This window comes from Photobacterium sp. MCCC 1A19761, assembly GCF_037389125.1.
GTDB lineage: Bacteria > Pseudomonadota > Gammaproteobacteria > Enterobacterales > Vibrionaceae > Photobacterium.
Window position 1 is genome coordinate 188,700 of record NZ_JAZGTF010000013.1, and the last position, 14,193, is coordinate 202,892.

At 51.7% G+C, this 14,193-nt stretch carries 13 protein-coding genes; 5 read left to right on the forward strand and 8 right to left on the reverse strand.

From position 1 onward, the window contains the following. Positions 1-248: 248 nt before the first annotated feature. Positions 249-1,622, reverse strand: coding sequence for a hypothetical protein (locus VV869_RS14730; RefSeq protein WP_337735674.1), 1,374 nt, complete (start codon positions 1,620-1,622; stop codon positions 249-251). Between the two features lie 468 nt (positions 1,623-2,090). Between VV869_RS14730 and VV869_RS14735 the strand changes: the two genes are divergently transcribed. From VV869_RS14735 to VV869_RS14750, 4 genes are all read left to right on the forward strand, one after another. After that, positions 2,091-3,731 carry a methyl-accepting chemotaxis protein gene (locus VV869_RS14735; protein ID WP_337735675.1) on the forward strand — a complete coding sequence of 547 codons (1,641 nt, stop codon included), beginning with the start codon at positions 2,091-2,093 and terminating at the stop codon, positions 3,729-3,731. Between the two features lie 336 nt (positions 3,732-4,067). Beyond that, on the forward strand, positions 4,068-4,793 hold the full coding sequence (locus VV869_RS14740) for a 2OG-Fe dioxygenase family protein (RefSeq protein ID WP_337735676.1): 726 nt from the start codon (positions 4,068-4,070) through the stop codon (positions 4,791-4,793). Positions 4,794-4,976: 183 nt separating this feature from the next. Beyond that, a complete protein-coding gene (locus VV869_RS14745) occupies positions 4,977-6,044 on the forward strand; it encodes an ATP-grasp domain-containing protein (protein ID WP_337735677.1) in 1,068 nt (355 codons plus the stop codon). Between the two features lie 108 nt (positions 6,045-6,152). Then, positions 6,153-7,172 (forward strand): AbrB family transcriptional regulator, encoded by a 1,020-nt coding sequence (locus VV869_RS14750; RefSeq protein WP_337735678.1) that lies wholly within the window; start codon positions 6,153-6,155, stop codon positions 7,170-7,172. A 138-nt stretch (positions 7,173-7,310) separates the two neighbouring features. Here the strand turns inward: VV869_RS14750 and VV869_RS14755 are convergent, their stop codons facing one another. From VV869_RS14755 to VV869_RS14785, 7 genes are all read right to left on the reverse strand, one after another. Then, positions 7,311-7,739, reverse strand: a complete 429-nt coding sequence (locus VV869_RS14755) for a hypothetical protein (RefSeq protein ID WP_337735679.1) — start codon at positions 7,737-7,739, stop codon at positions 7,311-7,313. A 272-nt stretch (positions 7,740-8,011) separates the two neighbouring features. Further along, complete coding sequence (locus VV869_RS14760) at positions 8,012-9,187, reverse strand: pyridoxal-phosphate-dependent aminotransferase family protein (RefSeq protein WP_337735680.1); 1,176 nt, start codon at positions 9,185-9,187, stop codon at positions 8,012-8,014. An 8-nt stretch (positions 9,188-9,195) separates the two neighbouring features. Then, the gene (locus VV869_RS14765; RefSeq protein ID WP_337735681.1) at positions 9,196-10,722 is read right to left on the reverse strand and encodes an FAD/NAD(P)-binding protein; all 1,527 of its coding nucleotides are present in this window, start codon (positions 10,720-10,722) and stop codon (positions 9,196-9,198) included. Between the two features lie 22 nt (positions 10,723-10,744). Beyond that, on the reverse strand, positions 10,745-12,199 hold the full coding sequence (locus tag VV869_RS14770) for a malonate decarboxylase subunit alpha (protein ID WP_337735682.1): 1,455 nt from the start codon (positions 12,197-12,199) through the stop codon (positions 10,745-10,747). 4 nt (positions 12,200-12,203) lie between these two features. Next, a complete protein-coding gene (locus VV869_RS14775; protein ID WP_261604471.1) occupies positions 12,204-12,602 on the reverse strand; it encodes a cupin domain-containing protein in 399 nt (132 codons plus the stop codon). Positions 12,603-12,642: 40 nt separating this feature from the next. Continuing rightward, positions 12,643-13,026 carry a tautomerase family protein gene (locus VV869_RS14780; RefSeq protein ID WP_337735683.1) on the reverse strand — a complete coding sequence of 128 codons (384 nt, stop codon included), beginning with the start codon at positions 13,024-13,026 and terminating at the stop codon, positions 12,643-12,645. A 5-nt stretch (positions 13,027-13,031) separates the two neighbouring features. Beyond that, positions 13,032-13,568 (reverse strand): HPP family protein, encoded by a 537-nt coding sequence (locus tag VV869_RS14785; RefSeq protein ID WP_337735684.1) that lies wholly within the window; start codon positions 13,566-13,568, stop codon positions 13,032-13,034. 143 nt (positions 13,569-13,711) lie between these two features. Here VV869_RS14785 and VV869_RS14790 point away from each other — a divergent pair. Continuing rightward, positions 13,712-14,193: TetR/AcrR family transcriptional regulator (locus tag VV869_RS14790; protein ID WP_337735685.1), on the forward strand; the 482-nt coding region annotated here is incomplete at its 3' end.

A 14,193-nucleotide genomic window follows, 5' to 3' on the forward strand; every position in this document is an offset into this window, starting at 1 on the left:
CTGTTCATTTTCCTAAGCATGCCATCATACTGAACTTTGTTGCAGCCGATAGCATCGGGTATCCATAAGTGTGAGCCATTTTACAGCTTGCGAGGAAAAATCACCAACATTGTGCACAATTTCAGCGGAAGTTTTTGTATACAGGTGTGTTAGGTATGACAAGGATGGTCGTGAGCGTTCGGTGGATTCAGGTTAGATGGCAGTGTTCAAAGGAACCCCGCGGTGTTAAGACCGCGGGGTGTTTTAAATTACTCTACATGGCTGTAGATTGCGGAAATCTTATGCCTGCCGTGATCAGTATTATTAAACACTTTGCAACGAGCATTACTGCTAATATGGATTGCTTTATTAGAGTCGCCATTACAAATAGTCCACTCACCGAAGAGTCCTTTGGACTCGCTTTGCTCAACGACTTCATTTAATATTTTGTTGACAGTCTCTTTACCACCCATGTGAGTATTATCTATTTTTGCAATGGCATTAAACAATGTTTGTTCAGCCAGTTTGTTAATATACTCATTTGAAACATCTAAAACAAATTTATAGTTTCTATCATCAGAATAATTATTAGAAATATAATCAACATTTTTAGACACATCCGCCCAAGGATTGTCGTTCAGTTTGCCGATTAAAGTGATGTATTGATCCAGTTTTCCCTCGAAATATTGCTGTTTTTCTTTTATATTGTTAACTTTGTTGAACTTTCCTGGATGAGCTTGATATGTTTTACAATCAGAAATGGTATTTAAGCACTTGATAAATTCACGTTTTATGCTGAGCTCATTAAGCGCAGGGTGAGCTTCCAGCTCTTTCTCAAAAGTGGTGTCCGTAAAAGCATAACTACTTTGGATTGTTTGTGGGTATTGTTTAAGATCGTAACTTACAATTTCATCACACTTATCTACACTTAAGGATTCAACAACTGAAATTTTTTTAAGAGCTCCCTGTAAAAAAGAATTATCCCCCTTGCTAGATTGATCAATTTCTTTGATGATATGGTCAGGAAGGTTATGTTCTATATGAACGATAGCATTGCGATTTTTACATTCATTGATAAATGAATTTTCTTTACTTCTGTTAAACGCACCACTGCCATCTTCAGTCGTTATTTTGGAATTAAGGGATTTACCTACTTTTTCGGCTTCTGATTTGGATGAACAAGTAATGGTGATTAGCACATGGCAGTAGTAACCTGTAGTGATTCCACTGATATAGTACCGGCCATAATTATTATAAAAGTCGATTTTATCCAATGACTTGGCTTTTGCAGACATAAGGTCCGAATCCGGTTTTACATCTAGCTCAATGTGCTTACCTTGGCGTGTACTAGTAAGCCATAGATTCACATTGGTTTCTTTAATGTCATGCTCTTCAGTGCGTTCTTTTTTATGGCCTAGCTTAAAAATACCAAAGTCTAAGCTCATTCCACTATGTTTTTTGTTGAGTTCATGATAATGCTCGTAGCTTGAAACTAGATGGGCGTAAGCTTCAAATTTATTTTTAGTTTTCTCTTCACGATAACAAGTTAAATCAGTGAATGGACCATTGAGCTCATCAAATTCGGGAATGTATGCTTTTACACCGTTACCAAGTTTTGAGTATGTTTTTTTTGAGTCGGACATTGATTCCTCCTTACAAGGTTTCCTTTTTATGGAAAGTCGATTGTTGTGTTGTTAATAATTATATTTATATTCCTTGGTGGGTAATTATTCAATTACACTTTATTACACGAAATTTAAAATGTGTTCATATGGAAGTGATGATCCAATCTATGAGTATGTTTTAAATCGATATTTATAAGGGAGTTGAATTTTTGGAATTTATGTTCTGTAAACTGATTTTTGTCGATTTTAAGATTTAAGTTGATGCTCTATATCAATCAGTCTGCTCAGCGATATTCTAGCTGTAACTAGACAATAGTCCTTCCCTATCAAAGAAATAGCCAAGTTCAATTAGCCTCTTGCCCCGGTGTTCTTTAAGCTTCGACGATGCGCTGACTGTCATCAGTTAATCGGTGATGCAGGGGCTTGGCGAAGAACAATAACAGGAACACGCTGGTTTGATTCAGCGGGAATGATTGGGGGAAGAGGATGAATTACGTCTTACAGTTGAAAGTGAAAACCCGTTTGATACTCGGCTTTGGCACGCTGCTTTGCTTGATGTTGCTGCTGACGATACTCGGCATCCAAAAGGTCAATCAGATTGATACGGCTTTAGCCCAGATGACCGATATCAATTCCCTCAAACAACGGTACGCGATCAACTTCCGCGGCAGTGTGCATGATCGCGCGATTGCAATCCGCGATGTGGCGATGGCACGCAATGCGAGTGAACTGGCGGGGCTGGAAGGCGAAATTAAACGCTTGGAGCGCTTTTATCGCGACTCTGAGGGCAACATGAATCAGATGATCAACCGGGGCGTTGTGTTTACACCGGAAGAGCTGTCGATGCTGCGCACAATTGATCAGATCCAGCAGAAAACCTTGCCACTGGTTCAGGCGATTATTGCGGATAAAAAGCAGGGCATCGACACAACGGTTATGTTGTTGGAGCAAGCCCGCCCGGCGTTTGTGGATTGGTTGAATGCGATCAACCGGTTCATTGATTTCCAGGAAGGGCTGAATCAGAAAATGACGCCGGAGGCCCGCGCGGTGGCGAGTGGCTTTGAAGAATTGATGCTGGTGCTTACGGGTATTGCCATCGCGATTTCGCTGGTGGTTGCGGTGGTGATTGAACGCAGCTTCCGGCGCTCTCTGGGTGGTGAGCCTTTTGAGGCCCAGAAAGCGATCCAGTTGATGGCGGATGGCGATTTAACCCACGATTATGGTGCGCGCCCGAGGGAAAGTATTCTCGATTCTCTTTCGACAATGTCCGCGACGTTGACGGGGATTGTGAGCAATATTGCTGGCGCTTCTACGCAGATTGTCGAACAAGCCGAGGAAGTATCCGGAGGGGCTGGCCGGGTGCTCAAGTCAGCTGAGCGTCAGGCAAGTGTCACGGCTGACACTTTGGGGCGACTTGAAGGCATGCGTGACACCATCGATCAGATTGCCGACGTGGCGAATCAAACGGAAAGTAACTCGGTGATGACGACGGACAATGCCCGCCAGGGACGCGCCCTGGTGTTTGGGGTGGCGCAGCAGATGGAAACCATTGCTGAAACCGTCAATGCAACAGTCGCGCAAGTTCAGTTGCTGGAGGCGAAAACCAAAGATATCGGCGGCATTGTGAATGTGATCAGCGGCATTTCGGAACAAACCAACCTGTTGGCTTTAAACGCAGCGATTGAAGCGGCGCGGGCCGGGGAGTCGGGTCGCGGTTTTGCGGTTGTTGCCGATGAAGTACGCCAGCTGGCACAACGCACCGGCGAAGCCACGTCGCAGATCGAGTCTTTGATCAGTGAAGTGCAGTCTCAGACGGCGATTAGTGTGAAGGCAATGCAGGCGACGCAGCCTCAGGTCGCCGAGGGCAATGTCAAAACTGCGCAGGCCAGCGAACTGTTGATGAATATCGAGCAACAGGCCGAAGATACGCTGAACCGGATCCGCGAGGTGGTCTCAGCCACGCAGGCGCAAGTGGATGTGGTGGGCGAGATCGTTTCCGATATGGGGAAAATTTCCGATATGTCGTCTGAATCCATCCGGTTAATGAACACGAACGAACAGGCGGGCAAAGCGCTGAACCAGTTGTCGGGGGAGCTGAAGCAAGCGGTGGGATTCTTCCGGGTCTAATGACATTTGATCGCGGCCCGGGGTTGCCAACGGCCCCGGGTGATGCAATGCCATTATTGTGAATGAACTGTTGTTTTTTCGCTCGGGTGCCGCAGGAAGTTCTGAACAGGATGGCAGGGGGAGGGGTGTACTCAAAGTACCATGTTGCAGTTATTAATTTTTCTTTGAAATTATTTTGTAAAATATATAACCAGATTAAATCAATATGGCGGAGTAATGTTTGAGATCTGGGATCAAGTTGCAATACGAAAGTGTGTTCATATGGTTGCTTTTATGTCAGGGTTTTGTTGTTGATTGTGTTTTCATTGTATTCAATTGTTTTCAAGGACGGATGTCGTGGAACTTGCAACTTGCCCTACACCTGTGTCAGCTCCGGCAGAGGCGCTGCGCCTGAAAGATAGCCTGGCTGCTACCATCTATACCTTTGATGCTTATCCCCGCTTACTCGGCAGCTTCAACCATCTGCGTGAAGACCCTTATTTGAAACCGGGAGAGTCGTTTCGCCAGCGTCGTTTCTCTCGCTGTCATGTTGACCCCTGGGAAGTGACGTTTCATCGGGTTAATAATGTTTTCTATCAATCTTCGGATATCAATGGCTATTCCGGTGGGATCCGTCGTGAGTTTGAGCTCCTGGATACCGTTGCTCAGCACTTCTGTCAGGAGCGTGTGATCCCTTACCTGATGCAAACCCTGGGGCTGAAATATGCCGAAATCGGTATCCACCAAATTCGGATCACCGCGTCAGATCAGGCGGTGGGTTACCCGGCGCCGGAGGGGATCCACCAAGATGGGTTTGATTACATTTGCACCTTGTGCATGGGGAAGCAGAATATCACCGGCGGTAATTCGGTGGTGCTGAAAGGCTCTGCGGTGGTAGCCGACGAGCAACTGGGATTCGGTGAACTGCTGCTGTTTGACGATCGCGAGTATCGCCATTACGTGTCGCCGATCGTGCCGTTGCTGCCCGGTCATGGACACCGGGACATGTTCGTGTTTACCGTCAACCAGCTCGGCCCCGGTCGAGAATCCCTTCGAACCCCATCAGAAACTGCTCAGCGCTGATCCAGAACGACAAGGAAGAAACAGATGAATCATTTGATTGTTCTATGCCCACCGAAAATATTGCTCCAGCACACGGTCGACGATTTGATTGCCGCAGCGGGAGAAAACGCGGTTATTTTCACCTGCACTAGCGGTCGGGATGCACTGACAGCTCACTTGGCTGAACGATTCAAGGTGCATTATATGGATCGTTTTAACGACAATCCGCAGGTGGAAATTGAGGTCTATCAGGTGGCGTTGCAAATGCAAAACCCGCGGGTTGTCGCCTTGGCTGAAATTGACTTGATGCGGGCGGCCCGGGTGAATGATCGGCTGGGCGTCAGCGAGGGCAGTGAAGCGCGGGTGCAGTATTATCGTGATAAGTTCCTGATGAAATCTCTGGCGGCTGAAGCGGGGATCCCCATCGCGGCGATGTCGACGCTGAACAATGCGACCGAGTTGGACCAGTTTATTGCCCGGTACGGCTATCCGGTGGTCGCCAAGCCGCGCGATGGCCGGGGCTCCAACGGGGTTATGGTGATCCGCAGTGACGAGGATGCCAGGACATACCTTGCCCGGCAGGAGGGGACCGGCTTTTTGAATCTGATGGTTGAGCAGTTTGTTGAAGGGGAGCACTACCAGACCAACGGTTTGTTTGTCGATGGCCGCCCGGTACTGATTTCGACCAGCAAGGCGTTGTCTTCCTGTCTTGATTTTCTCTCCGGTAAGGCACTCGGATTGCAGATGCTGGATCCGGACACGCCGTTGGCCAAACAGATTGAATCCATGGCCAATCAACTCATCTGCGAGGTATTGCCTTCCGAGCCGACCCTGTTGTTCCACCTTGAAGTGTTTGTTCGACCGGATGGTGAAGTTGTGTTGGGTGAGATTGCTTGTCGTCTCGGCGGTTGCTTTGTTAATGACGAGCACCGGGCCGCCTGGGGGCTGGATCTGCGGATGGCATATCTGGCGTACATGCGGGATCCTGACAAGGTTGCCGTCCCGCTTGAACGTCCTGCACGGTTGGCCGGACAGCTATTGGTGCCGCCGATGGCCGGCAAGCTGCTGGATGCGCCGATTTCGTGTGACCGGGATTATGTCGAGAAATACGCTTTTACCGGTCGGATCGGTGAAGTGTATACCCCGATGGCGTTTACCAACGGGGAGATCATGAGTGCGATTGTCATGGGGCGGACAGAATCGGAAGTCGAATCACGCCTTGGTGAGTTGCATCAATGGTTTAATGAACAAGCGGCATGGGAACCGGCTTGATTGATTGCCGATTCCTGACATCGCGCCGTGAGGCGTCATGAGTCGATCAAGAGAAATAACAGGCGAGCCGTTGTATGGCTCGTCTGCCCCCGATTAAGAGGTGGTTGTATGTTGAATGCTGTGGTGTTGTCCCTGTTGGGGTCCGTGTTGTTTGTCTGGCTCCAAATCCCGCTGGGCGCAATGTTCGGGGCGATTGTGTTTCTGATGGTGGCCGGGAAAGTCGGACGTCGACTGTCCCTGCCGGGACCGACGCTGACGTTTGTGCAGTTGGTGCTGGGCATCGGGGTCGGGGTGATGGTGCCGAGTGATTTAGGGGCGGTGAGTTTCCCGCCCTTGATGTTGCTGGGGCTGATCACGTGTATGGTCGGACAGGTCAGCATTTCCTATTGGTGGCTGCATAAAAGAGAGCAGTGGTCGAAAACGGATAGTTTACTGGGCTCGGTGCCGGGCGCCATGGCCGCGGTTCTGGTGCTTAATGAAGCGCAGCAGAAACCGTCCGGCAAAGTGGTGTTCACCCACACGGTGCGTCTGGTCACGCTGGTGATCCTCTCCGGGGTGATTGCTGCGGACAACCAGGCGGCAGAATTTTATTTCTTTACCGGTGAAGAGTCCTATTGGCTGCTGGCCGTTGCAGCCGCCGCCTGGGGAAGCGGGGTGGTGCTGGAGAAAATCGGCGTGCCTGCGCCGTACATGGTAACCGGGATGCTGACGGCCATTGGTTTCGGGGTGATGATGCCGGAGGCCAGCCTGACGATCCCGCCGGTATTGGTGTTTGTTGCCACTTCTGCCTTGGGGGCGTTGATCGGTATTCGGCTGGTGGATGTCAGTGGCCGGGAGTTTGCGACCCACCTGCGCTCAGGGGTCATCGCGACAACCCTGAGTCTCGGAGTCACGCTCCTGTGTGCGTATGTGTTCAGCCAGATACTGGAACAGAGTTTTGTGGTGCTGTTGATGTCCTGGGTGCCGGGCAGCATTGAAGCCATGACCGTCGCTGCCATATACCTGGGATTGGAACCGGCATTGATCATGCTGAACCATATTACCCGGATGGTGATCCTCCACTCGCTGCCACTTGCCGTGAAGCCGTTTTTACGCCCGGGGCGAGAAGTGAGCCGTAGTGAGGGATGATGCTGCTCGTGCGTTGCCTTGCAATCAATGACAGGGCGTGATGATTGCCTGCTTCGGGTTATTCGAGCAGGCAATTATTGAACTTAAAATGCGCGCGACCAATTGGATATCCTCGATTTTCTTCAAATCATGGACTGATTACCCTTCTATCACATTGGCTTTGCTTCTGGCTGTAAGGATCGCTTGGATTGCCGGAATGTCGGTTTCAGTATAAGTTTCCTCCAGGCGTTTCAGCCCGAGCCGCCGATCAGCGCAACGCAGCATATCGATCAGTCCCCATCGGTCATCGAAAGATGTCGTCATCAGCGCCGCTTTCGGTGTGTCTATATAGTGCCGAAGTAAAGCTGAGATCTCTGAGACATCGTTGACATAAGGGTATTGTCCGGCATGTTCTGTCTGGTTTAGGGGCAAAAAGTCTTTCGGATAATCCCAAATAATAGTCTTCCCCTGAACAATCCAGTAGCGCGGGCAATGGGTACTTCCGCGCGCACTGCTCATTCGGTAGACATTGCAATGGATCTGCAGCCCGGCTGTCGGATCAAACAGGGCTTCGATTGCTTTTTTCAACTTGCTCCACGGTTTGCTGATGGGACCTCCTGATTTGATGCGTTCGAACTATTGATTTAAGTGATTGCTTTTTATTGGATTTTAACCAAGTTGCGTGGGGTTGTCGCGGAGGGTTGAGATGAGAAAGGGGATAAAGCGAATAAAGCAGATTAAAGAAGGGAACAGACCGGACGGAATTCAGTCGAATCAACCGGCGCTCGGACTGTTCCCGTCAGTTGGGTTTGCTTTCCCGGCCAGGTGGCCGGGAAGTATTGGGGCTAGTTGAGCAAGGGTTAGTTGAGGCAAGTGGCCGGCTGAGCGGTGCTATCGGCTTGCATTTCAATCTGAATGAAAGAGCGCAGGTGCAGACACGACATGGCATCCAGTAATTGCTCGACATACTCCGGCCGGGCACCGTTACCCATCAGTCCGATGCGCCAGACCTGACCGGCCAGTTCACCGATGCCGCCGCCGATTTCAATTTTATATTCCGCCATCAGCTGTTCGCGAAATTCTTTATCATCCATATAGTCGGGGATCAGAATCGTCGTGAGCTGCGGCAAGCGGCTGTCTTCATCCACCAGGCATTCCAGCCCAAGCGTTTCAAGACCGGAGATCAGGAGCTCCTGACACTCGGCGTGTCGTACCATCAGTTCCTCGCGGCCTTCTTCCAGCACATTAGACAGCGCCTGATGCAGGCCGTACAGGGCATTGATTGGTGCCGTGTGATGATAGGCGCGGGACGAGACGTCCCAGTAGTTGCTGATCATCGACAGGTCGAGGAACCAGCTCGGGATCGGGGACTGCCGCTGGGTCAGTTTGTTCACAGCCCGCTCGCTCAGGCTGATTGGCGAGAGTCCCGGCGGGCACGACAGACATTTCTGGGTGCCGGAGAAAATGGCGTCAATGCCCCATTCATCGACTTTGACTTCAACGCCGCCCAGTGACGTCACGGCGTCCACAATTGTCAGGGCGCCGAATTCACGGGCGACGGCACAGAGCACCTGCGCATCATTCAGAACGCCGGTTGAGGTTTCACCATGGACGAAACAGACCGACTTGGCATCGGGATGTTGGGTCAGGGTGTCACGCAGGGCGGTTGGGGTGATCGGGCGGCCCCAGGCGGCGCGCACTTCGATGACGTTGCCGCCGACTTTTCGCGCGCTGTCGGCGATCCGCTGCCCGAAGGCACCGTTGATGCACACGACCACTTTTTCATTCGGCTCAACCAGGTTGGCGACACAGGCTTCCATCCCGGCCGAACCCGGTCCCGACAGCGGGATTGTCAGGGCGTTACGGGTTTGGAAAACCTGTTGCAACATCTGTTTGATTTCGTTCATCAGCGCAAAGCACTGTTTGTCTAAGTGGCCGATGGTTGGCTGCGAGGTCGCAGCCAGCACTGAATCATGAACCGGAGATGGGCCCGGGCCCAATAACAGGGTTGATTCCGGAATAAAAGATAGATGCATGTGAACTCCTAGGATTTAGCCAAAGACAGAGAATAGTCGTGTTCAATCATGAACTTCTCGACACTGTCGGCACAGGCATGAGCGTGCCGGACAATGATGTCCAGAGCACTGGTAAACAAAAAGCGTCCGCTGGTCAGCTCGCCGATGGCGAAGATGCTGGTGTTCATCTGCCCGTCTTTGCAGAACAGGCCGTAGTCATGCTTGCACACATCCAGACCACCGAACTTGTTTTCAACACTGGTGCCGCTTTCAATCAGGTTACGGACCAGGGGAGAGTCGATTTGGCTCAGCGATTTCGGGCTGCCGGTGGCATAAATCACCTTACCGGTTGGGGTGCTGCTGTCGTTGCACTGCACCATGAGCTGCCCGTCTTCGACCTTGACGGACGAAGCCCCGGCGACAAATTTCAATTGGCCTGAACGCAGGTAGCCGAGGATTTTTTCGGCATTCTCGGCCGGGATCGAGACTCGCAGTGACATGGCTGAGGAGAAGAACTCCTTCATAAAGCGCTCCTGATCATCGGCGCGCAGGCGATCCCAGATCTGATCGATCCCGCTGTTGGTATCGTACAGAATCGCCTGCCAGCCCCGATCTTGCTTCGCCATCGCCAGCTCTTTCTCCAGAAACGCTTCCAGATCGCGGATGGGTTGGTTGGGGAGCGGCAATTCTTCGAAATAGGAACTTTCCGACTGGGCTCGGTAACGCTCACGCTCTTGCTGGTACAGATCGCCCAGCTTATAGAAATCCAGCGCCGGACAATGCTCGGCAATGTAATCCGGAGTGAGATAGGCGTTCTTATAGCGTCCCTGAATGCCGCGAACAAACGGGAAATAACCGCTGCGCGAATAGATGGTGATCGGGCCGGTATGACCGCCTTCAATCAGGCCAATGGTTGCGTCAATGGCGCTGAGCCGGGCGCCGATAATCGCCACGCTCTCTTCGGCCAGTACTTTCTGTTTCAGCTCGCGGGTCGGATACGGCGAATGAATAATGTCATGGCTGTACGGTGGCAGCACAGCAGACTGCTGCTGGGTTCCACAGGCCAGAACGACTTTCTCGGCGACAATAACAGTCCCGTTTTGGGTGACGACATTGATCTGGTCTTTCTTGATTTGCTCGACTTTGACCGCTTCGTCGCGGATCACTTTGACCTGGATACCGCTGCGTCGGGCTTCGGTACAGATTGCAGAGAAAGCATCCTTCATATACATCCCGAACAGTGCCCGGGGCGCATACGTATCGCGGGTAATTTCCAGCTCCGGGAAATCAGATTTCCATTTATATTCGTTGCATTCCAGCCAATGATAAAAATCACCAGGATGATCTTTAAATACCGTTATATAGCCCGCTTTGGTATTTAAAAGATTCGATTTTAAATCGCTGAAATATGCATTTCCCGGTCCGATTTCCTTGGATTTCTCTAATACAGTCAGTGACAGTTCATTTAATTTTTCTTGTAAGTTTTTTTTCAGCAGGGCATCGATAAATGAGATGCAAGAAGCCCCACCGCCAACGATGACGATGTTTGTGTTCACGTTAAATATCCTTATTTACTCGTTACTGCGTAATATTTTGAGAAATCTTGATGGTGAATGGGATGGCCCGGAGCACTGAGTCGATCGTAATCCCCTCGGTCAGTTCTTCCAGGGTAAATTCACCCTTGTGTAGGGAAAATACAGCCCGTTCAGTAATGATTTTAATTTCTTTATCCCAGAAATCCGGATGTTGGGTCGCGACCGTGACCTGTTGAACGCGTTCAACAAATTTTGGTATTGCGCCTTCCTGTCGGATCTGGATGTCGCGTCCGTTTTTGCCGAGTTGCAGGCCCTTGGTGGTCAGGGTGCCGCAAAACACTAACTTCTTGGCGGATGCGGCAATATTGATAAACCCACCTGCACCCGTCAGCTTCTCGCCGAATGCACTGGCATTGATATTGCCGTGCTGGTCGATTTCGGCAAATCCAAGAAATGCTACATCGATTCCGCCGCCGTTATAAAAGCTGAACAGATCGGCTTGCTGAATCACACTGCTGAAATCAGTCGCTTCACCGAAGGCAATGCCTTCTTTCGGCTTGCCGTTGATCACCCCGGACTCGACAGAAGTATCGATCCGGTTGTTCAAGTGAGCCAGTCTTTCGCCGACCAGGGCCGGGATCCCAATCCCGAAGTTCAGGAAAGCCCCGTCTGGGATCGGCTCCTTGCAGGCCCGGCTGACGATCAGCATCTTCTCCGGGGAGAGAGGGGCCTGCTGAACGGCATCCAGCTCTTGTGCCGAGCCGTAACTTGGATAGTGGCGATCACCGCTCTCAATCACAAAGTCGACCAAGTGCCCGGGAATATCGACCTGATTCGCCGGCAGACTCCGGACAATACACTCAACCTGCACGGCGACCTTACCGCCGTTATTCCGGGTTGCCATGGCCTGCCAGAGCGCATCATGCAGGGCCGCTTCTGCGGCCATAGAGATATTGCCGTGTCGATCGGCTACGGTTCCCCGCAGCAGGGCGAAGTCGGCTCCCGGACTCGGGTAGTAGAGCTGCTCTTTCTCCCGGATGGATATCACTTCAACCAGCGGTTCGGTGTCTGCCGCCAGTGCACCGCCTTCCAGGCGCGGGTCGACAAACGTATGTAATCCGACCCGGCTGAAATGGCCGTCCAGCCCCGAAGCCATGTCGCGAAACAGGTGGCTCATCACCCCCATCGGCCAGTTGTGGGCGTCAATTTCTCCCGCACGGCCGAGCCGAGTCAGTGCCGGGCAGAATCCCCAGAACCCGCCGATGGCGCGTTTGACCAAACCGGGGTGTGCCAGTTTATCTAGGCCTTTTCCTTGTTTGTCTCCGGCACCGGAGGCAAACAGCAGGGTGAGTCCTTTGGGTTGCTGCTCGCGGGCAAATCGCTCCGAGAGGGCCTCGGTCAGCAGATCCGGGTGTCCGCAGCACCCGAACCCACCGGGGATCACCACCGCACCGTTGTCGATCAGTTCAGCCACGGCTTTTGCTGTCGTCTGTTTCATGGGATCACTCGACCAGCTGTTTAACCGGTTGATAGCGGGACGCCAGGATCACGCAACCATTTTTCGAAGCCATGCTGTGGCAGGTACCGGGCGCGCGGACAATTAACGCACCCGGTGCAAATGTCTGGCCGTTTTCGATGTAGTCGCCCTGAAGGACCAGCACGGTTTCAAAGCCCATGTGAACGTGGCCGGGTACATAAGCACCGGCTTCATAGCGCAGGAACGCCATATCGGGTCCCTTGGGATCGTTCACGGTTTCATCAAACAACACCGCAATATCGACGCCTTCGCGCAGGCCGCGTTGGTAAGGCTGAAAATCCAGCTCGGCCGGGAGGCTGATGTCGCTGTCAAAACCCAGTTTCAGAACAACGTCTCTTGACTCAGGTGGCACGGTGAATTCCATGTGTTTATCTCCTTGTTAGTGTGGGTTAGATCGTGTGGTCTTAACGGTTTCTGGCGAACTGGCTGAGGCCGTTGTAGCCCCAGTTTCGGGCATCCAGTTCGTGTATGGATATATAATTGGGCTGCTGCGTTGTCCCTTCTCCCAGCACATCGCTGAGCAACTGGTAAGTCGCCCGTAGCCACTGCGCTTTCTGCTCTTCAGTGTTCGTTCCCTCCGTGATGTAAATCGCCAGGTCAAAGGCGGCTGGCTCGGTTACCCGGGTCGCGTTGACAAAGCACAGGCTTTGGTTCTGGTGAACATGGATCCGGGTCACTTCCGGCTGCTTGTTCAGCAATGCCTGAGTCAGCTCGGTGAGTCCGGTAACGACTTGGCTGACCGTTTCTTCCGGCAGCGTCGTATTCAACGTGAGATCAAGTTTCGGCATTGTGATTACCCCTTCTGACGGCTGAAGCCGTGCCAGTAAACCGGCCAGTTCCCTTCTTCGCCGTAGTTGTTAATGACGGAAGCGATGGCGACCAGCGTGACACTTCCGATCAAGACCGGGGTGATCAGGTAGTCAAATCCGACGGCCCCTTGTCCGGCAAGAATAATGACCAACGGGTTGGCACCGGCAGGCGGATGGACCGCACGGAAGTACTGCATCAGCATGATGGCAACCCCGACCGCCAGCGACATCACGATGATTGAATCACCGAGTGTATACAGGGCGACCAGCCCGACGGTTGAAGTGATCAGGTGACCCGCGATGACATTCCGTGGCTGTGCCAGTGGTGAAGCCGGCGCGGCGAACAAAATGACACACGTTGCGCCGAAAGGTGCCATCAGCCATGGCACGCCGGTTGACTGACCCAGCACACTGAGTGTCAGAATCCCGAGGAAGCCGCCAACCAGTCCTTTCATCATCTGAATCAATTTCGGTCTCGGCGGTAACGCGCCGCCCCCACGAAGTTTCTTCATTTTTTTCATCTCCTTACGAATGGTATGCAAAGTTATGGATCAACTGTGTTATACTTTTATGAACAGATCTGTACACCTCGGTTGGCGATAATACAGACCTGTACACCTCAAGGCAATACCTAATTTATGAAACTTAATGTATAAGGATCGTGATGAGTAAGAAAACACACATTCTGGATGTGGCCGAAGCGCTGTTTAATGAGCTTGGCTACACCGCGGTGGGCGTCGACTTGATCCGGGACAAGGCGGAAGTTTCCAAAACGTCGATGTACCGGCATTTTGGTTCAAAGAGTAAATTGATCGAGGCGGTTCTGGTCCGGCGACATCAACGCTTTGAGGAGGAATTAAATGCTGTGGTTTCCGCTGCGACGGACCCGACCAGTCGGCTGAATGCCATTCTGGACTGGCATTTTGCCTGGTTCCGGGCCGTGAACTTCAAGGGGTGTATGTTTATGCACGCTCTGGCTGAGTTTAAGGGGCATGATGAGACTCTTGCAGAACAGGCTTTACGCCATAAGGCCTGGCTGAAGTCACTGTTGTTTTCAACATTTGAGCCGGGCGAGCCGGGCGTGGAAGCGAAAACCGAAGCCCTGATGACCTTCCTTGAAGGGATGATCGTCCGGGCAGAATTCGG